The sequence below is a fragment of the Rhodococcus sp. OK611 genome, from assembly GCF_003050885.1.
Taxonomy (GTDB): domain Bacteria; phylum Actinomycetota; class Actinomycetes; order Mycobacteriales; family Mycobacteriaceae; genus Rhodococcus_G; species Rhodococcus_G oryzae.
In genome coordinates, this window is the sequence record NZ_QAOZ01000002.1 from 383,892 (window position 1) to 401,325 (window position 17,434).

A 17,434-nucleotide genomic window follows, 5' to 3' on the forward strand; every position below is an offset into this window, starting at 1 on the left:
GGCGCAGGAGAAAACCATGCCGATCAACGAGACCATTGCCCAGTACAGCGACTGGGCGTTCGAGTCTGCGTTCGCGATCTACGTCCTGGCCTTCGTGCTGCTGATCGCCCAGTACGCGACAGCGCGGGCGAACGAGGTCCAGGCTCGCGAGGCGCGCGAGCTGGTGGCCGCGGGTGGCGTCACCGCTCCCGCGGCGCCGTCCGTGCCCGGCAAGGTGGTCGAGGCGCCACGTAAGCCGTGGTCCGAGCGGCTCGGCAACATGGCACTTTCGCTGCTGGTGGTCGGCGTCGCGCTGCACATCGGCTCGATCGTGCTCCGCGGCTTCGCCACCGAACGGTTCCCGCTCGGCAACATGTACGAGTTCGTCACGATGGCGACCGCGGCCGCGATGCTGATCGGGTTGGTGCTGTTGCGCAAGCAGACCTACCGCTCGCTGTGGGTGTTCGTGCTCGTCGTGGTGATCCCGCTGATGTTCCTCGCGGCCACCGTGCTCTACGCCGACGCCGCCCCGGTCGTGCCCGCGCTGCGCTCGTACTGGCTGCCCATCCACGTCACCATCGTGGCCACCGGCAGCGGCATCTTCCTGGTCTCCGGCGTCGCCAGCCTGATGTTCCTGCTCCGGATGCGGCAGCCGAAGGGCGAGGAGGGCGACGGCTTCTGGGGCAAGGTCGCGGAGCGGCTGCCCGACGCGCAGACCCTCGACCGGCTGGCCTACAAGACCACCATCATCGCCTTCCCGCTGTTCGGTGCGGGCGTGATCCTCGGCGCCATCTGGGCCGAAGCGGCCTGGGGCCGGTTCTGGGGCTGGGACCCCAAGGAGACCGTGTCCTTCATCGCCTGGGTGATCTACGCCGCCTACCTGCACGCGAGGGCGACCTCCGGCTGGCGCGACACCAGGGCCGCGTGGATCAACATCGCCGGGTTCGTCGCGATGCTGTTCAATCTGTTCATCATCAACATGGTGGTCTCCGGCCTGCACTCCTACGCCGGTCTCAACTGATTCTCCGATAGGAACCAGACCGCGCGGCCTGCTATTGTCCAGCGCGGACTCGGCGCTGGGGCGAGTCCTGGGGGAAGTGTCAGCAACAGGGGGAGTGCCGCCGTGGCGCAGAACAACGTCGGTTCGTGGGAGTCCGTGAGTCCGGAGGCGGCACAGCCGTCCGCGCAGGCCGGACCCGCGGCCGCCCAGCAAGCACCCGAGCGACACCACGTCGTCTCGGCCCGCGACCTGTCGACGTCGCTGCTGCTCAAGCAGGTCAAGCCGGCCCCGACCGCGGGGTGGCGCAAGGCGCTCTACCAACTGTCGGGCCGGTACATCAACGTCGGCAACAGCGCCAAGGAACAGCGCCGCCTGGAGCTGACCAAACAGGTCAACCAGCCGCTGCAGGGCTGCTACAAGATCGCGCTGCTCAGCCTCAAGGGCGGCGTCGGCAAGACCACGACGACCGCGACGCTCGGGTCCACCTTCTCCTCGCTGCGCGGCGACCGGGTGATCGCGGTCGACGCGAACCCGGACCGCGGCACCCTGAGCCAGAAGATCCCGCTCGAGACGCCCGCGACCGTGCGTAACCTGCTGCGCGACGCCGACAGCATCGAGAAGTACAGCGACGTGCGCGGGTACACCTCGCAGAGCGCGCATCGCCTCGAGGTGCTCGCCTCGGACAGCGACCCGGCCGTCTCCGAGGCCTTCAGTGCCGAGGACTACTCGACGACCATCGACATGCTCGAGAAGTTCTACTCGATCGTGCTGACCGATTGCGGCACCGGACTCATGCACTCGGCGATGCAGACCATCCTCGAGGAGGCCGACTCGCTGGTCGTGGTGAGCTCGGGGTCCGTCGACGGCGCCCGTAGCGCGTCGGCGACGCTGGACTGGCTCGACGCGCACGGCTACGCGGACCTGGTGAGCAAGTCGGTGGCGGTGGTCAATGCCGTGCGCCCGCGGTCGGGCAAGGTGGACCTCGCGAAGGTCGTCGAGCACTTCGAGCAGCGCTGCCGGGCGGTTCGCCTGATCCCGTTCGACCCGCACCTGGAGGAGGGCGCCGAGATCGACCTCGACCGGCTCCGCCCGCAGACCAGGAACGCCCTGCTCGAGCTGGCCGCGGCGGTCGCCGCGGACTTCCCGACGTCGAGTTTTGCGATGCAAGATCGGCTCTGACGCAAGCGATTTGCTCGTGATCGGGCCGTGAGCATCGCGTGACCCGACCCTGAAGGTCAGCCTCAGCGTTCGCGCAACGTCACCCAACTGTGGCGGACTTGTGACCCCGTGTTCGCTGCGATAACGGTCTTCGGGCGGATGATCGGAACATGCGCGCGGTCCGGCACAAGCTTCGGATGTGGAACGGCATTGCCTTGGCCACGGCACTCTCGCTTGCGGTCGGGGTGGTGAGCGGGTTCTTCGATGGGCCCAAGACCGACCCCGAATCCGTGGTCGAGCGCTTCGCCGCCGCCCTCACCGAGGGCGACATCGGCGAGGCAGCCGAGTTGACCTCGTACCCGGCGGCGGCCGAGGCGGCCATCACCCAGGCCTTCGACGGCCTGCACGCCGAGAAGGCCACGTTCGACGTCAACCAGTACATCCCGCTCGGTGACGACGCCGGGATCTTCAACGCGACCGCGGACTGGAGCTTCGGCGACGGAAAGAACTGGCAGTACAACATCGATGGCCGCGTCAGGAAGCTCAGCATCGGCTGGCGGGTCTCGTGGCAACCGCAGACCCTCGCGCCGGGGCTGGGGCACGGCCGGACCCTCCGCTACGACCGTACGGATGCCGCGCCCCCGCGGGTATTCGACATCGCAGGGAACCTGATGATGACCGAGCAGCGCATCAACACGGTCACCCTCGACCCCGGCGCCATGCCCGACCCGGTGCTCAGCACGAACAGGCTGGCCAAGGTCATCGAGCCGGTCGCGCCGCTCATCACCGGGCCCACGTTGATGCAGGAACTGGCCGCGACGCCGGGCCAGCGGATCACCGCGGTGAGCCTGCGCGACGACGACTTCGCGGTGCTCGAGGACGACCTGCGGGCCGTTCCCGGCGTCGTTATCGATCAGAGACTCAAGCTGATCAGCAACGACCGCCGGGTGTCCGGGCCGATGGTCGATGCCATGCGCAACGTCTGGCAGCTCAACCGAGACGAGACCGCGGGCTGGGCGGTGCACGCGGTCGACCCCGACGGCACGCTCATCCGGCAGACCGGATTCCAGGGGCCGCCCGGGCCCGACATCCGGTCCACCCTCGACCCGCGGGTGCAGCTGGCCGCAGAGGAGGCGGTGGTCAGCGTCGGCACGCCCGCCGTCATCGTGATGATGCAGCCCTCCACCGGAGCGGTGCTGGCGGTCACCCAGAACAATCAGGCTGCGGAGATGGGTCCGGTGGCGTTCACCGGGCAGTTCCCGGCCGGGTCGGCCCTCGATCTCGTCGGCGCCGCGGCGACCGCGCAGAACACCGACATCCAGCACGCCGCCCGCCAGCTCGGCCTCGGTATGGACTACAAGATGCCCGGCCTGGAACAGCGGACCGACGACCTCGACGGTAAGGGCGCCAACCTCATGCGGACGGAGTCGGGACCCGACACGGACAAGCAGGTGAAGGTCAGCCCCCTCGGGATGACCCTCGTCGCGGCCTCGGTCGCTCGCGGATCGACCGCAGTGCCGGTGATCGCCGCAGGTCAGCCGGCCACTACTGATGAGTCGCCCGCACCGATGCCACGGGAGGTGAACGACCGGCTGCGCACGATGATGTGGGAGAACGTGCACCGCGGGCCCGCCTCGATGCTGGCCGAGCACGGCGACCTGATCGGGATGACCGGCTCGTTCGAGGACGACCGGTGGTTCTACGGGTCGAAGGGCGATCTGGCGTTCGCGGTCTTCGTCAAGGACGCGGACGGCTCGGACCAGGCCGTGAAGATGACGAGCAAGCTGTTCAAGGAGATGGCGAAGCCGCCGACTCCCTGATCGCCGCCGTCCTGATCACGCCGTCCTGATCACCTGGCGTGCCGCTCACTCCTTGGGGTCGACCGGGCCGCTCTCGGGGTTCTCGCCCGTGGTGGGGTGGGCCCGGCGGTTCATCCGCCACAGGAATTCCGGGTCGTCGTCCGGACCGAGAACACGTCCCGCGGGCGGCGCGGAGGTGTCGGGGCCGAAGGCCTTCCACAACAGCACCGCCAGTATCACCAGCGCTATCAGCGTCACCAGATAGATCACGACGCACCTCCTTGATTCGAGCGTAGCCGCGTCACGGCGCGGCGGCACCATTGTCTGAACACACGAACGGGCGGTCTTCGGGCAGGTCTGTCGACCGATGCTCCGATGACCGCCCGTTCGTGACAGGCGTGTGATGTCAGGCCGAGACGATCACCGAGGAGCCGTGGCCGAACAGGCCCTGGTTCGCCGTGATGCCGATGCGGGCACCCTCGACCTGACGGCCCTCCGCCTGCCCGCGCAGCTGCCAGGTGAGCTCGCAGACCTGCGCCAGCGCCTGGGCGGGCACGGCCTCGCCGAAGCAGGCCAGGCCGCCGGACGGGTTGACCGGGATCCGGCCGCCGATGGTGGTCTCGCCCGCGCGCAGCAGGTGCTCGGCCTCGCCGCGCTTGCACAGCGCGAGGTCCTCGATCCAGTCCAGCTCGACCGAGGTGGCCAGGTCGTAGACCTCGGCGACGTCGACGTCCTCCGGCGAGATGCCTGCCTCCTCGTAGGCCGCGTAGCCGATCGACTCCTTGAAGGTCCGCTCAGGAGCGGGCACCGCGGAGGCCGAGTCGGTGGAGAAGTTCGGCATGTCCATGATGGTCTGCGGGAACGTCGGCGTGACGGTCGAGATCGCCTTGATCCGAACCGGTTCCGCGATGCCCATCTTGCGGGCGTACTCCATCGAGGTGAGGATGATCGCCGCGCCGCCGTCGGAGGTCGCGCAGATGTCCAGCAGATGGAGGGGGTTGGACACCACGGGGGAGGCCAGCACGTCGGCCGCCGTGACCTCCTTGCGGTAGCGGGCGTTCGGGTTGTTCAGGCCGTGCTTGGCGTTCTTGACCTTGACCGCGGCGAAGTCCTCCGCGGTCGCGCCGTACAGGTCGATGCGGCGGCGCGCATTGAGCGCGAAGTACGCCGGGTTGGTCATGCCCATCAAGCGGAACCGCAGCCAGTCCGGGTCGTCCCAGCGCTCGCCTGCGACGGGGGCAAGGAAGCCCTTCGGGGTGGTGTCGGCCCCGACGACAAGGGCGACCTCGCTCAGGCCCGCGAGGATCCGCGCCCGGGCGGTGTCCAGGGCCTGGGCGCCGGTGGCGCACGCGGCATACGAGGTGGCGACGCGGGCGCCGTTCCAGCCGAGGGCCTGGGCGAAGGTCGCGCCCGCGACGTATCCGCCGTAGCCGTTGCGGACGGTCTCGCCGCCGACGATGAAGTCGACGTCCTGCCAGTTCACGCCGGAGTCGGCGAGGGCGGCACGGGCCGCCGCGACGCCGTACTTGACGAACGACTGGCCCCACTTGCCCCAGGGGTGCATGCCGACGCCGAGGATCGCGACGTCATTGTTGGATCCTGCGCCGCTCATGCCTGTGCTCCGTTCGCGTTCGTGTCGGTGGTGGTCGGCTTCCAGCGCCAGATGGTGCGCACGCCGGTCTCGTCCGTGTAGAGGGGTTCGACGACCAACTCGACGTCGTCGCCGACCTTCAGGTCGTCGACGCCGAAGCCGTCGGCCACCTGTCCGAGCACGACGAGGCCCTCCGGCAGCTCGACCGCGGCAAGTGCGAACGGCACGTACGGGTCGGTGGTCGGGATGTACGGGGCCGGCGGCTGGTACTGGGCGTCGGTGTACGACCACACTTTGCCGTGGCGGGAGAGCTCGACGTCCTCGAATTCCTCGCCCGAGCAGGCGGGGTTCTTGCAGAAGGTGGTCTCCCGCGGGAACGAGATCGTGCCGCACGACTGGCACGAGGTGCCGATCAGGGCCGGTGCCGGGCCGGTGGTGAACCAGCCCGCTACTGCTGGTGTGACGCTGTCGCCGGCGGCCTGTGTGGCGGTGTCGCTCATGCAAACCTCATCTGCTGTCGAGCCTGATCGGACGGTCGGGACCGGTGTCCCGAAGTAGAACGTGTTGCAGTATCGCACGGGATCGGCGATGTCGAGGGCGAGATCCCGCCCAGCGGGCGTCGGATCCGGATACGTTGTGAACCATGGCTGCCGGCAAGGGCGGGAGTCCGGCCGTCGAGATCGAGGTCGACGGCCGGGTGGTGCGTGTCTCGAACCCGGATCGCGTCTATTTTCCCGCAACCGGGGCGACAAAGCTCGACCTCGTCGAGTACTACCTGTCCGTAGGCGACGGCATCGTGCGCGCGCTCTACGAGCGGCCGTGCATGCTGCACAGGTTCCCCGAGGGATTGGCGGGGGAGAAGGTGCACCAGAAGCGGATCCCGCGCGGCGCGCCGTCCTGGCTGGAGACGGTCCGCCTGCATTTCCCGCGCTATGACAGGTATGCCGACGAGCTGTGCGTTACCGAACTGGCAGCCGTTGCCTGGGCGGTGCAGATGAGTACGGTCGAGTTCCATCCATGGAACAGCCGTCGCGGTGACACCGAGAAGCCCGACGAATGGCGGATCGACCTGGATCCGATGCCGGAGTGCGACTTCGGTCGGGTGCGCCGCGTCGCGGCCGTCGTCCACGAGGTGCTCGACGAGATCGGCGCGACCGGGTGGCCGAAGACGTCCGGCGGGCGCGGCTTGCACGTCTACGTCCGGATCGCGCCGGAGCACGATTTCGGCGACGTCCGGCTGGCGGCGCTTGCGTTCGCGCGGGAGGTCGAGCGGCGCGCGCCCGAGGAGGTGACCACCGCCTGGTGGCGCAAGGATCGGGACCCGGCGGCGCTGTTCGTCGACTACAACCAGAACGCCCGCGACCACACGATGGCCGCGGCGTACTCGGTGCGCGGTGTCCCGGACGCGCGGGTGTCGGCGCCGCTGCGCTGGGACGAGGTCGACGATGCGCGGCCCGAGGACTTCACCATCGGCACGATGCCCGCTCGATTCGCGGAGCTCGGCGACCTGCACAAGGGGATCGACGACGCGACGTTCGACATAGCGCCGCTGCTCGAGTGGGCCGAGCGCGATGCACGCGAGGGTGCGGCCGTGCCGCCGGAACCCGAGCGGACGTGAGGCGGCGGGCCGGGCTCTGTCAGCGGGTGGTGGCCTCGGTGGTCAGCGACTGCAGCAGCTCCATCACCTCGGACTCGCGGAATCGGCGGTGACCGCCGGGGGTGCGCAGGGAGCCGAGGCGTCCGGCGTGAGCCCATCGGGTGACCGTCTTCGGGTCGACGTGGAACAGGGCGGCAACCTGACCTGGGGTCAGCAGCGATTCCTGGGCGGCGCGGAACGACGGGGCGCTCATCGAGAATCCTCCATGCGCTTGTGCGGTACGAACGTGCGGACATCCTGGCACCCGGTGCCCCGGGTACTCGAACGATCCCGATTTGGTAAAGCGGAGGTAATTCGCAAATCGGATAAGTCCGGCACCCGGGGCCGGTGATCGGCGGGTCGGTAACCTGGGAGGGTGACTGATTCCTCGCAGAACCCCGCCCCGTCGAACGCCAAACGCTCGCTGGCGCGGGACCTCGGTCTGTACACCGTGGCCCGACTGGGTCTCGTCGTCCTGATCGCGGCGATCATCCTCGGGGTCAGTGCGCTGCTGAACGTGGACGTGCCGCTGCTGGTGGCACTGATCTTCGCGGTGATCATCGCGCTGCCGCTCTCGCTCGTGCTGTTCGGCAAGCTGCGTACCCGGGTCAACGAGGAGATCTCCGCGGTGGATGCCCAGCGCCGGGCGGACCGCGACGATCTGCGGGCCAAGCTGCGCGGCGACGGATCCGGTGACGCAGACGGCCGCAAGTGACCGCCGCGATGGGGGTCGTCGACCACAGCGCGCCCAGGGACTGGGTGGACAACGCGGTTCGGCTGATCGACGCCGATTCCCAGCGGAGTGCGGACACCCACCTGCTGCGCTATCCGCTGCCGGCCGAGTGGAACATCCAGCTCTATCTCAAGGATGAGTCCACCCACATCACCGGAAGCCTCAAGCATCGGCTCGCGCGGTCGCTGTTCCTGTATGCCATCTGCAACGGGTGGGTGACCGAGGGCACCACGGTGATCGAGGCGTCGTCGGGGTCGACCGCGGTCAGCGAGGCCTACTTCGCGAAGCTGCTCGGCCTGGACTTCGTCGCCGTGATGCCGCGGAGCACCAGCCCCGCGAAGATCGCGCTCATCGAGGCGCAGGGCGGCAGCTGCCACTTCATCGATCGCCCCTCGGAGATCTACGCGGAGGCGAGCAGGCTCGCGTCCCAGTGCAACGGCCACTACATGGACCAGTTCACCCACGCGGAGCGGGCCACCGACTGGCGCGGGAACAACAACATCGCCGAGTCGATCTTCCAGCAGATGACGCTCGAGCAGCACCCGATCCCGGACTGGGTCGTGGTCGGTGCGGGCACCGGCGGCACCAGCGCCACCATCGGGCGATACATCCGGTACCGCAGGCACGCCACCCGGCTGCTGGTGGTCGATCCAGAGAACTCCGCGTTCATCGGTGGTTATGAGACCGCGTCCGCCGCCTACGAGACCGGGATGCCGTCGCGGATCGAGGGCATCGGCAGGCCGCGGGTCGAGCCCTCGTTCGTCGGGCAGGTCGTGGACCGGATGGTGCCGGTGCCGGACGCGGGGTCGATCGCGGCCGCCCGGCACGTGAGCGAGGTCCTCGGCCGACGGGTCGGCGGGTCCACCGGGACCAACGTGTGGGGCGCGTTCGGCGTGATCGCGGAGATGCTGGCCGCCGGCCGCACGGGCAGCGTGGTGACCCTGCTCTGCGACGGCGGGGAACGGTACGCGGGAACGTACTTCAACGACGAGTGGGTGCGCGGCGAGGGGATGGACCTGACCGAGCCGACCGCGGTGCTGGAGGCCTTCGCGGCCACCGGGCGCTGGTCCGCCTGACGCCCCCTCGCCGGGTGGTGCCGATCGCCGCCGTCAGCGGGGCGTCCGGACCGCCGCGAGCATCGCGCCGAGGTGCGCGCGGCTGACCCGGACGGCGGCCTCCTCGTCGCCCGCCGCGATCGCCTCCACCAGGGCGAGGTGCTCGTCCGAGTTCGGTTCCTGGTCCGTCTCGCGGAGGTCCAACAGCTCGATCATCTCGACCAGCGCCTCGGTCAGCCGTGGCACGAAGGTTTCGAACAGTTCGCTGAGAACCCGGTTGTGTGCAGCCGCGACCACCGCGCGGTGGACCGCGATGTCGGCCTCGACGAAGGCGTGATGGTCCGACGTCACGGCGGCCGAGCGCAGCCCGAGTGCACGCCGCATCGCCGTCACGTCCCGCGCGGTGGCGCGCTGCGCGGCCAATCGGGCGGCCTCCACCTCGATCGCGTTGCGTACCTCGACGACCGCGGCGATGGCCTCGGCGCGGAGCACGCCGTCCCAGCCGTCGGCGGGCACCGGTTCGGTGCGCTCGACGAACACGCCCGCGCCCTGCCGCGACCGCAGCAATCCCTGTCCGGAGAGCATCCGGAGCGCCTCACGGACGGTGGATCGGCCGACGCCGAGTTCGGCTGCGAGGGTGGTCTCGCCCGGCAGTTTGGCGCCGACCGCCCATTCGCCCGCGCTCAGTCGCGCCAGCAGCAGCTCGGCGGTCTGGTCGGCGAGCAGATTTCGAAGGGGCGCTGCGACCACACAAACTCCTCAGGTTGTCAGACAAGTTGGTTTCGTCTAGCTTAGCCGACGTGGCCATTCGCGGACTGCTCCTCGGACGCCGCGGCGGGGTCTGACCGGACCGGCTCCCCGCCGCGGGGTTCGGCCGTGCCGGTCGATCGATCTCGATCCGCACAGGAGACCCACCGTGAACTGGAACCCCCAAGCCCCGTCCCCGATGCCCTCGCACCGCTACCGGCCGTACATCGACCGGGTGCCGGTGCCGCTGACCGAACGCACGTGGCCATCGAACCGGACCACCATCGCGCCTCTCTGGGTGCCCGTCGACCTGCGCGACGGCAATCAGGCGCTGGCCGAGCCGATGGACCCGGCGCGCAAGCGCCGCTTCTTCGAGCAACTGATCGCCATGGGCTACAAGGAGATCGAGGTCGGCTACCCCTCCGCCAGCCAGACCGACTTCGATTTCGTCCGCGACCTCGCGACGCTCGGGCTGGTGCCCGACGACGTGACCATCGTGGTGTTCACCGCCGCCCGCACCGACCTGATCGAGCGAACCTTCGAATCGGTGCGCGGGTTGCCGAACGTGGTGCTGCACATGTACACCGCGACAGCGCCGACCTGGCGGTCGGTCGTGCTCGGACGCGATCGAGATGAGCTACACCGCTTGATCTTCGACGCGGCGCAGGACGTGGCCCGGTGTGGCGACACCGCGACCGGCACGCGCTTCGAGTTCTCGCCCGAGGTGTTCAACCTGACCGAGCCGGACTTCGTCCTCGAGGTGTGCAACAGCCTCACCGAACTGTGGGACGCCGACCCGGACCGGCCGGTGATCCACAACTTGCCCGCGACGGTGGAGATCGCCACCCCGAACGTCTATGCGGATCAGATCGAGTACATGCACCGACACCTGGCCAGGCGGGACTCGGTGATCCTCTCGGTGCACCCGCACAACGATCGCGGCACCGGCGTCGCGGCCGCGGAACTGGCGGTGCTGGCGGGCGCGCAGCGGGTGGAGGGCTGCCTGTTCGGCAACGGCGAGCGGACCGGGAACGTGGACCTGGTGACGCTGGGCCTGAACCTGCACGCCCAGGGCGTCGACCCGATGATCGACTTCTCCGACCTCGACGCGGTGCGCCGAACGGTGGAGCACTGCAACAGGATCGACGTGCACGAGCGCCATCCCTACGGCGGCGACCTGGTGTACACCGCGTTCTCGGGCACTCATCAGGACGCGATCAAGAAGGGCTTCGCCCACCATCACGCCGCGGCACGGGCTGCGGGGACGGATCCGGACCGGGCGTCATGGGACGTGCCCTATCTGCCGATCGACCCCCGCGACGTCGGCCGCGACTACGAGGCCGTGATCCGGGTGAACAGCCAGTCCGGCAAGGGTGGCATCGCGTACCTGTTGCAGAGCGGGTACGGCATCGACCTGCCAAGGGGTCTGCAGATCGACTTCGCGCGTCGGGTGCAGCGCACCGCCGACGACAGTGGGGTCGAGGTGACCGCGCAGCAGCTGTGGGACCTGCTGCTCGCCGAGTACGGGAACCGCGGTGAGCTCGCGCGGTGGACGGTCGAGCACCGGGAGGCCGGTGATGAGCTGCGGATCGAGGCCGCGGTGGGCGGCGCACCCGTCGTGGGGGCTGCGACTGCGAGCGGACCCGTCGATGCGCTGACCAGGATCCTGTCCGAGCGCGGGTGGGAGGTGGAGGTGCTGAGCCTGGCGGCGCAGTCGGTGGGCGAGGGCGGCGACGGCCGGGCGATCACGTTCGCGCAGTGCCGAATCGACGGGACCACACGGTGGGGCGTCGGGCTGGACTCCTCGGTCACCGCGTCGGCGCTCGAGTCGGTGCTGGCCGCGGTCACCGCGACCGGATAGGTCCGGCCCGATCCGAGCGCCGTGACCGGGCAGGCCGCGATCGTCGACCGCGGCCTGCCCGGACTCTCAGCTCGCGGTGACCTTCGCGTCGGCGTCGGTGTCCGCGAACTGGGTGCGGTACAGCTCCTCGTACCGTCCGCCGGCGGCGAGCAGCTCGTTGTGGGTGCCGCGCTCGAGGACCCGGCCTTCCTCGATGACCAGGATCTGGTCCGCGGCCCGGATCGTGGACAGTCGGTGCGCGATCACCACCGAGGTCCGGCCGGCCAGTGCCTCGCCGAGTGCAGCCTGCACCGCGGCCTCCGAGGTGGAGTCCAGGTGTGCGGTGGCCTCGTCGAGGATCACCACCCGCGGGTGCGCGAGCAGCAGGCGGGCGATGGTCAGTCGCTGACGCTCGCCGCCCGAGAGGCGGTATCCCCGCTCACCGACGACGGTGTCCAGTCCGTCGGGCAGGGCCGCGATCAGTTCGGTCAGGCGGGCCCGACCGAGCACCTCCCACAGCTCCTCCTCGGTCGCTCCCGGCCGGGCCAGGAGCAGATTCGCCCGGATCGACTCGTGGAACAGGTGCCCGTCCTGGGTGACCATCCCGACCGCGCCGCGGATCGACGCCGCGGACAGGTCCCGCACGTCCACCCCCGACAGCCGGACGGCGCCGGAGTCGGCGTCGTAGAGCCGGGGCACGAGTTGCGCGATGGTCGACTTGCCCGCGCCGGACGAGCCGACCAGCGCGACCATCTGGCCGGGCTCCACGCGGAACGACAGCTCGTGCAGGACCTCGACACCGCCGCGGTTGTCGAGCTGCGCGACCTCCTCGAGCGAGGCCAGCGACACCTTGTCCGCGGACGGGTACGCGAAGCGCACCTTGTCGAACTCCACCGACACCGGTCCGTCCGGCACCGGAACCGGGTTCGGCTTCTCGGCTATCAGCGGCTCGAGGTCGAGCACCTCGAAGACCCGCTCGAAGCTGACCAGCGCGCTCATCACCTCGACCCGTGCGCTCGCGAGGGCGGTCAGCGGTGCGTACAGCCTGGTCAGCAGCAGCGCAAGGGCCACAACCGAACCCGCGTCGAGCTGACCCTTGAGTGCGTAGAAGCCGCCGAGCCCGTAGACCAGCGCGAGGGCCAGGGCGGAGACGAGGGTCAGCGCGGTGACGAAGGCGGACTGCACCATCGCGGTGCGCACCCCGATGTCGCGCACCCGTCCTGCGCGGGTGGCGAACTCGGCGGACTCCTCGGCGGGACGGCCGAACAGCTTGACCAGCGTCGCGCCGGGAGCGGAGAACCGCTCCGTCATCTGCGTGCTCATGGTCGCGTTGTGGTTCGCCGCCTCGCGCTGCAGGTGCGCCATCCGGGATCCGATCCGGCGGGCGGGCAACACGAAGACCGGCAGCAGCAGCAGCGAGAGCACGGTGATCTGCCAGGAGATGCTGAGCATCACGACGAGTGTCAGGGTGAGGGTGACCAGGTTTGCGACGACCCCGGAGAGGGTGTCGCTGAACGCCCGCTGGGCGCCGATGACGTCGTTGTTGAGGCGGCTGACCAGCGCCCCGGTCCTGGTGCGGGTGAAGAACGCGATCGGCATCTTCTGCACGTGGTCGAAGACCGCGGTGCGCAGGTCGAGGATCAGGCCCTCGCCGATGCTCGCGGACAGGAAGCGGTTGTACAGCGCGAGGCCCGCCTCGACGATCGCGATCAGCGCGATCAACACCGCGAGTCTGATCACGACGCTTGCGTCGGAGCCGTTGACGATGCCGTCGACCACGCGTCCCGCCAGCACGGGCGTGGCGACGGCGAGGGCGGCCGTCACGACGCTGATCAGCAGGAACTTTGCGAGCTTGCGGTGGTGTGGCTTGGCGAAGCCGAGGATTCGACGGACCGTCGCCATCGAGAACGGCCGCTTCTCGTCGTGGGAGTTCATCATGCGGTACATCGAGCTCCACGCGACGGATTCCATGCTCATGGTGGACCTCTCGGGTTGGTGTGACCGGTGCAACGCTACGGAGGGGGTCCGACATACCCGGATTGCCCGCCCGTCTGCACCGACCGTAGAACCTCGAGTGAACTTGAGGTCAAGCCCGGTGTGCCGGTCACCGCTCGATGGTCCTCATGGGCAGTGCGCGGGCGCGTCCTCGGCGAAGGGTTCGTCGTCGGGGAGCAGATACGTCACGAGCAGGACCACCGGCTCGGTTCCCAGGTTCAGTCCGACGTGGTCCCCGCCGGGGTCCTCGGTGACCCACGAGCCGGCGGGGGAGACCTGGCGGGAGCAGTCGGCGAACACGCGGGTCAGCGTGCCCGCGGCGACGATCCCCTGGACGTGGCCGTTGTGGTGGTGCCATCCCGTGCTGCCGCCGGGGGCGATCACGATCCGGCGCAGGGTGCCCTCCACCTCGCCGGGGACCGGCGGGTGCCCTGGCGGCGGAGGGGGGAGCAACGACGGGTTGAGTTCGAGCTCGGCGAGATCCTCCGCGGTCACGCCCGACGGCGGCGTGGCCAGTGCGGGCGCGCTGACACTCACCGCGCACAGTGTGGCGAGGGCGGCGGGTACGGCCAGTCGGGCGAACTTGGTCACGGCAGTCATGTCCGGATCCGTTCGGTTCGGAGAACCGGGGCGGTGGCGGGGCGGGATTGCCCGCGGCACGGCTCTCGCCTGTGTCGATCGTCCCGCAGTCCGGCCGATTCCGCGACGGAACGGTCGGGTCGATCGTCTGGCGTGCGGCCGGAACTCGTCGCATCTGGAACAGGTTCTAGCTAGGATTCGCGCATGCGCACTCGTCGAATTCTCGCCCTGTCGGCCGCCGGAATCGCCACTGCGGTGGCAGTCGCGGTGATCGCGGCCGGACCCGCGACCGCCGGCCCGGCCGTATCGGCCGACCCGGCGCGGGTCGATACCGAGCGCGAGGCGGTGGCCAGGGCCTACATCGATGCGCTGATCTCGCACGATGCGTCCGCCGTGAAGTTTGCCCCCGACGCGACCCGGGTCGAGGCCGGGCTCAAGACCGGCTTCAACGGCCCGCAGATGGCCAGGGACCTCGAGCACGGCCCGCAGTACCGGGTAATCCGGGGCATCAGGGACCTGCGGATGTCCGAGTCCGGCGACGTCGTCACCACCACGTACCTGCTGGACGCGGGCGTCGGCGATCTGCGCCTGATGACCGTCGAGATCACCGAGACCTTCGAGGTACCGGACGGAACCATCCACGCCATCGTCGCGCACATCAAGCCGAAGTCGCTCTTCTGAGCGGGCGACAGGCGGGCTGAGCCCGACCTAGCTCTTGCTGATCAGCTGAGAGGCGAGGGCGGTGCCCGCCGCCACCGCTCCCACCGACGGCCACGCGCCGATCTTCTTCGCCAGCGGATGTGAGGCGCCGAACGCGCCGAGGTAGGTGGCGAGCAGCGCGGCACCCCGTGCGGGTCCCGATCCCTGCACCCAGCTGGTGGTGCACACTGCGCCGACCGCGGCCAGCACGGCGCCGCCGAGCGGGCGGTTGCCGGTCTGCTGGGCGACGGCGAAACCGCCGACGAGTCCTCCTGCGGCGAGCGCGGATACGGCGGTCTTGGGCAATGCCATCGGTGATGCTCCTCGGGTCGACGTCAACTCATCACCAAGGTAGCCGCTGTCCGGTCGCGGCCCTTCGTGTCAACCCCGCTTGACAGGTTCGAGATGTCAATTTAAATTGACAAACATGACCGAAGCAACGGATCTGGCGGCCGCGGCGGGCAGCCCCGACCCCAAGGTGGGCCTGCGGGCGGTGCTCGCGCTGCGCAGGCTGCTCGAACGACTGGAGACGATCCAGGTCCAGAACGCCCGCAGGCAGGGCTGGTCCTGGCAGGCCATCGCCGACTCGCTCGAGGTCAGCAGGCAGGCAGTTCACCAGAAACACAACAGGAAGGGCAGGTAGCGGGATGTTCGAACGGTTCACGACCGAGGCGCGCACCGCGGTGATCGGGGCGCAGGCGGAGGCCAAGGCGCTCAAGGCCCCGCAGATCGGCACCGAGCACCTGCTGCTCGGCGTGGTCGCGGCAGCGGTAGGCACCCCGCTGGGGCGCACGCTCGACGATGCCGGACTCACCCTCGAGGCGACGCGTGCCGCGGCAGCCGAGGCTCGGGGCGGCCAGGCGCTCGGCGCGGAGGACGCCGAGGCGCTCAGGTCGATCGGCATCGATCTCGATGCGGTGCGGGAGAGCCTCGAGGCGGGCTTCGGTGAGAACGCCCTCGATCGTGCGGAACCGGGCGAGCGGCGCGGCTGGTTCGGCCGGCTGGTCGGCGGGCACACCCCGTTCGCGGCGGCATCGAAGAAGGCCCTCGAGCTCTCGCTCCGTGAAGCGCTGGCACGCAAGGACGATCACATCGGTGCCGAACACATCCTGCTCGGCCTTCTCCGCGGCGACGACGCGGGCGCCCGCGACGTGATGGCTGCGCAGGTCGACCCGGACGAACTGCGCGGGAAGATTCTCGAACTGCTCGACCGCGCGGCCTAGGGCCTTGGGGGGGCGGCCCGCTCGGTCAGAAGGTGCCCGCCGCCTCGACCGGTTCCAGGACCTCGATCGTCGGTGGGCCCTGGACGCCCGCCGCCGCCGTGACCCGTGCGACCTTGTCGTTACCGTCGAAGAATTTCTGGAAGCCCTCCGCGCTGTCCCACTCGTCGACCGCGACCAGTCCGCCCGAGTTCGCCGCGAACCGGTGATGTCGGGCACCGTGGCCTTTGGCGTCGCCGCCGATCTCGTCGAGCAAGGCGGCGTTGTCGGCGAGTGACTGCTTGGCCGCGGATACATCCGCGACGTCGAAGTGCAGGATGACGACCACGCTCATGATGGCTCCTCGTGCCCCCGGCGTTGCGCCGCCCGGGTCGTCCGCGTGCTCGAACCCGGCCGGGGCCCTCCCTCAGTCAGTATCGCGCCGGTTCGGTTGCGGGGGAAGTGTCGATCCCACGATGCGCCGCATGGTCACCCGCGGCCAGGCGTCGAGGCCGTGTTCCGCCTCGTGCTCGCGGATGGACCTCAGCCCGGACGTCAGCTCGTCGGCGGGCACCACCCGGAACCCCAGCCGCTCGTAGTACGGGGCATTCCAGGGCACCTCGGTGAACGTCGTGAGGGTCAGCCAGGGGAGGCGTCTCTCGGCGGCCCAGCGCTCGACCTCGTCGATCAGCGCCGCCCCCAGTCGACGCCCGGCGTGGGCGGGGTCGACGGACACCTGCTCGATGTGGGCGGCGCCGTCGACCACCAGGGCGAGCGCGTAACCGATCGGGCTGTCGTCGTCCGTCGTCGCGACCCAGGCCCGGCCCGCGCGCTGATACTCGGCCAACTCGCTCACCGTGGGCGGGGCGTCGTCGGCCACCGCATCCATCCCGACCGAGCGGAACGGCACGCCCGCGGCGATCTCGATGGCGGGCAGGCGGACGAGGTCTGTGGCGGTGGCCGAACGGATCACCCGTCCTTTCTAGCCGCTGGGCCGCCGCCGCGCCGCCTGCTTCTCTCCGGTGTGCCAGCATGCACGCATGACTTTGCTGATTCGTCTGGCGATCAACGCGATCGCGATCTGGCTGGCCTCCTCCTGGGTGACCGGCATCGACATCGCCACCTCCGACGGGGGGACGGGCAACGACATCCTGGTGATCCTGTTCATCGCGTTCGTGTTCACCGTCATCAATGCCTTCATCAAGCCGCTGGTGCAGCTGCTGTCGCTGCCCCTGTTGATCCTCACCCTCGGCCTGTTCACCCTGGTGATCAACGCGCTGATGCTCATGCTCACCTCGTGGATCACCGAGACGACCGAGTTCGGTATCTCCGTGGACGGGTTCTGGACGGCGGTCTGGGGTGCCCTGATCATCTCGATCGTGAACTTCGTGCTCACCGCGGTGGTGCCCTCGGCGAAACGCTGA

At 69.5% G+C, this 17,434-nt stretch carries 21 protein-coding genes; 11 read left to right on the forward strand and 10 right to left on the reverse strand.

Annotated features, from left to right (window positions below; genetic code table 11):
• Window positions 1–16: 16 nt before the first annotated feature.
• The 3 genes from ccsB to C8K38_RS03750 all read left to right on the forward strand — a co-directional run bounded on the left by ccsB (window position 17) and on the right by C8K38_RS03750 (window position 3,957).
• Entirely contained in the window at window positions 17–1,000 is a 984-nt protein-coding gene (ccsB, locus tag C8K38_RS03740) for a c-type cytochrome biogenesis protein CcsB (RefSeq protein WP_097210294.1), read from the forward strand.
• A gap of 33 nt (window positions 1,001–1,033) precedes the next feature.
• Complete coding sequence (locus C8K38_RS03745; protein ID WP_373560226.1) at window positions 1,034–2,158, forward strand: MinD/ParA family ATP-binding protein; 1,125 nt, start codon at window positions 1,034–1,036, stop codon at window positions 2,156–2,158.
• A 149-nt stretch (window positions 2,159–2,307) separates the two neighbouring features.
• Window positions 2,308–3,957, forward strand: coding sequence for an NTF2-like N-terminal transpeptidase domain-containing protein (locus C8K38_RS03750; RefSeq protein WP_097210296.1), 1,650 nt, complete (start codon window positions 2,308–2,310; stop codon window positions 3,955–3,957).
• 45 nt (window positions 3,958–4,002) lie between these two features.
• Here C8K38_RS03750 and C8K38_RS03755 read toward each other — a convergent pair whose 3' ends face one another.
• The 3 genes from C8K38_RS03755 to C8K38_RS03765 all read right to left on the reverse strand — a co-directional run bounded on the left by C8K38_RS03755 (window position 4,003) and on the right by C8K38_RS03765 (window position 6,027).
• Window positions 4,003–4,206, reverse strand: coding sequence for a hypothetical protein (locus tag C8K38_RS03755; RefSeq protein WP_077040692.1), 204 nt, complete (start codon window positions 4,204–4,206; stop codon window positions 4,003–4,005).
• Between the two features lie 136 nt (window positions 4,207–4,342).
• A complete protein-coding gene (locus C8K38_RS03760; RefSeq protein ID WP_097210297.1) occupies window positions 4,343–5,548 on the reverse strand; it encodes a lipid-transfer protein in 1,206 nt (401 codons plus the stop codon).
• Complete coding sequence (locus C8K38_RS03765) at window positions 5,545–6,027, reverse strand: Zn-ribbon domain-containing OB-fold protein (protein ID WP_097210298.1); 483 nt, start codon at window positions 6,025–6,027, stop codon at window positions 5,545–5,547. Before C8K38_RS03765 ends, C8K38_RS03760 begins: the two co-directional genes overlap by 4 nt.
• Before the next feature lie 143 nt (window positions 6,028–6,170).
• On the opposite strand from C8K38_RS03765, the gene ligD reads away from it, so the two are divergent.
• Window positions 6,171–7,145: a non-homologous end-joining DNA ligase gene (gene ligD, locus C8K38_RS03770; RefSeq protein WP_097210299.1), complete on the forward strand. Its 975-nt coding sequence runs from the start codon at window positions 6,171–6,173 to the stop codon at window positions 7,143–7,145.
• A gap of 19 nt (window positions 7,146–7,164) precedes the next feature.
• Here the strand turns inward: ligD and C8K38_RS03775 are convergent, their stop codons facing one another.
• The gene (locus C8K38_RS03775) at window positions 7,165–7,377 is read right to left on the reverse strand and encodes a BldC family transcriptional regulator (RefSeq protein WP_077040695.1); all 213 of its coding nucleotides are present in this window, start codon (window positions 7,375–7,377) and stop codon (window positions 7,165–7,167) included.
• A gap of 162 nt (window positions 7,378–7,539) precedes the next feature.
• Between C8K38_RS03775 and C8K38_RS03780 the strand changes: the two genes are divergently transcribed.
• Window positions 7,540–7,878 carry a DUF4229 domain-containing protein gene (locus tag C8K38_RS03780; protein ID WP_077040696.1) on the forward strand — a complete coding sequence of 113 codons (339 nt, stop codon included), beginning with the start codon at window positions 7,540–7,542 and terminating at the stop codon, window positions 7,876–7,878.
• 8 nt (window positions 7,879–7,886) lie between these two features.
• Complete coding sequence (locus C8K38_RS03785; RefSeq protein WP_097210367.1) at window positions 7,887–8,972, forward strand: PLP-dependent cysteine synthase family protein; 1,086 nt, start codon at window positions 7,887–7,889, stop codon at window positions 8,970–8,972.
• A gap of 33 nt (window positions 8,973–9,005) precedes the next feature.
• Here the strand turns inward: C8K38_RS03785 and C8K38_RS03790 are convergent, their stop codons facing one another.
• Window positions 9,006–9,701, reverse strand: a complete 696-nt coding sequence (locus C8K38_RS03790) for a FadR/GntR family transcriptional regulator (protein WP_097210300.1) — start codon at window positions 9,699–9,701, stop codon at window positions 9,006–9,008.
• 196 nt (window positions 9,702–9,897) lie between these two features.
• Between C8K38_RS03790 and C8K38_RS03795 the strand changes: the two genes are divergently transcribed.
• Entirely contained in the window at window positions 9,898–11,559 is a 1,662-nt protein-coding gene (locus tag C8K38_RS03795) for a 2-isopropylmalate synthase (RefSeq protein WP_179800452.1), read from the forward strand.
• A gap of 66 nt (window positions 11,560–11,625) precedes the next feature.
• On the opposite strand, the gene C8K38_RS03800 is transcribed toward C8K38_RS03795, so the two are convergent.
• Window positions 11,626–13,515, reverse strand: a complete 1,890-nt coding sequence (locus C8K38_RS03800) for an ABC transporter ATP-binding protein (protein WP_097210302.1) — start codon at window positions 13,513–13,515, stop codon at window positions 11,626–11,628.
• A gap of 144 nt (window positions 13,516–13,659) precedes the next feature.
• A complete protein-coding gene (locus C8K38_RS03805) occupies window positions 13,660–14,133 on the reverse strand; it encodes a cupin domain-containing protein (protein WP_097210303.1) in 474 nt (157 codons plus the stop codon).
• A gap of 183 nt (window positions 14,134–14,316) precedes the next feature.
• Here C8K38_RS03805 and C8K38_RS03810 point away from each other — a divergent pair, with 183 nt between their 5' ends.
• Complete coding sequence (locus tag C8K38_RS03810) at window positions 14,317–14,793, forward strand: hypothetical protein (protein ID WP_097210304.1); 477 nt, start codon at window positions 14,317–14,319, stop codon at window positions 14,791–14,793.
• A 27-nt stretch (window positions 14,794–14,820) separates the two neighbouring features.
• Here the strand turns inward: C8K38_RS03810 and C8K38_RS03815 are convergent, their stop codons facing one another.
• A complete protein-coding gene (locus C8K38_RS03815) occupies window positions 14,821–15,123 on the reverse strand; it encodes a hypothetical protein (protein WP_097210305.1) in 303 nt (100 codons plus the stop codon).
• A gap of 115 nt (window positions 15,124–15,238) precedes the next feature.
• Here C8K38_RS03815 and C8K38_RS03820 point away from each other — a divergent pair, with 115 nt between their 5' ends.
• Both C8K38_RS03820 and C8K38_RS03825 read left to right on the forward strand, forming a co-directional pair.
• Complete coding sequence (locus C8K38_RS03820) at window positions 15,239–15,454, forward strand: hypothetical protein (RefSeq protein ID WP_027500706.1); 216 nt, start codon at window positions 15,239–15,241, stop codon at window positions 15,452–15,454.
• Window positions 15,455–15,458: 4 nt separating this feature from the next.
• Window positions 15,459–16,034, forward strand: coding sequence for a Clp protease N-terminal domain-containing protein (locus C8K38_RS03825; protein WP_097210306.1), 576 nt, complete (start codon window positions 15,459–15,461; stop codon window positions 16,032–16,034).
• A gap of 25 nt (window positions 16,035–16,059) precedes the next feature.
• On the opposite strand, the gene C8K38_RS03830 is transcribed toward C8K38_RS03825, so the two are convergent.
• Window positions 16,060–16,365 (reverse strand): hypothetical protein, encoded by a 306-nt coding sequence (locus C8K38_RS03830; RefSeq protein ID WP_097210307.1) that lies wholly within the window; start codon window positions 16,363–16,365, stop codon window positions 16,060–16,062.
• Window positions 16,366–16,437: 72 nt separating this feature from the next.
• On the reverse strand, window positions 16,438–16,983 hold the full coding sequence (locus tag C8K38_RS03835) for a GNAT family N-acetyltransferase (protein ID WP_097210308.1): 546 nt from the start codon (window positions 16,981–16,983) through the stop codon (window positions 16,438–16,440).
• A 67-nt stretch (window positions 16,984–17,050) separates the two neighbouring features.
• Here C8K38_RS03835 and C8K38_RS03840 point away from each other — a divergent pair, with 67 nt between their 5' ends.
• On the forward strand, window positions 17,051–17,434 hold the full coding sequence (locus C8K38_RS03840) for a phage holin family protein (protein WP_097210309.1): 384 nt from the start codon (window positions 17,051–17,053) through the stop codon (window positions 17,432–17,434).

Bases quoted from the DNA above. Each gene is read 5' to 3' on its own strand.
- ccsB (WP_097210294.1), top strand. From the start codon at position 17: ATGCCGATCAACGAGACCATTGCCCAGTACAGCGACTGGGCGTTCGAG.
- C8K38_RS03750 (WP_097210296.1), top strand. From the start codon at position 2,308: ATGCGCGCGGTCCGGCACAAGCTTCGGATGTGGAACGGCATTGCCTTG.
- C8K38_RS03760 (WP_097210297.1), bottom strand. From the start codon at position 5,548: ATGAGCGGCGCAGGATCCAACAATGACGTCGCGATCCTCGGCGTCGGC.
- C8K38_RS03765 (WP_097210298.1), bottom strand. From the start codon at position 6,027: ATGAGCGACACCGCCACACAGGCCGCCGGCGACAGCGTCACACCAGCA.
- ligD (WP_097210299.1), top strand. From the start codon at position 6,171: ATGGCTGCCGGCAAGGGCGGGAGTCCGGCCGTCGAGATCGAGGTCGAC.
- C8K38_RS03775 (WP_077040695.1), bottom strand. From the start codon at position 7,377: ATGAGCGCCCCGTCGTTCCGCGCCGCCCAGGAATCGCTGCTGACCCCA.
- C8K38_RS03785 (WP_097210367.1), top strand. From the start codon at position 7,887: ATGGGGGTCGTCGACCACAGCGCGCCCAGGGACTGGGTGGACAACGCG.
- C8K38_RS03795 (WP_179800452.1), top strand. From the start codon at position 9,898: ATGCCCTCGCACCGCTACCGGCCGTACATCGACCGGGTGCCGGTGCCG.
- C8K38_RS03800 (WP_097210302.1), bottom strand. From the start codon at position 13,515: ATGAGCATGGAATCCGTCGCGTGGAGCTCGATGTACCGCATGATGAAC.
- C8K38_RS03805 (WP_097210303.1), bottom strand. From the start codon at position 14,133: ATGACTGCCGTGACCAAGTTCGCCCGACTGGCCGTACCCGCCGCCCTC.
- C8K38_RS03810 (WP_097210304.1), top strand. From the start codon at position 14,317: ATGCGCACTCGTCGAATTCTCGCCCTGTCGGCCGCCGGAATCGCCACT.
- C8K38_RS03815 (WP_097210305.1), bottom strand. From the start codon at position 15,123: ATGGCATTGCCCAAGACCGCCGTATCCGCGCTCGCCGCAGGAGGACTC.
- C8K38_RS03820 (WP_027500706.1), top strand. From the start codon at position 15,239: ATGACCGAAGCAACGGATCTGGCGGCCGCGGCGGGCAGCCCCGACCCC.
- C8K38_RS03825 (WP_097210306.1), top strand. From the start codon at position 15,459: ATGTTCGAACGGTTCACGACCGAGGCGCGCACCGCGGTGATCGGGGCG.
- C8K38_RS03830 (WP_097210307.1), bottom strand. From the start codon at position 16,365: ATGAGCGTGGTCGTCATCCTGCACTTCGACGTCGCGGATGTATCCGCG.
- C8K38_RS03840 (WP_097210309.1), top strand. From the start codon at position 17,051: ATGACTTTGCTGATTCGTCTGGCGATCAACGCGATCGCGATCTGGCTG.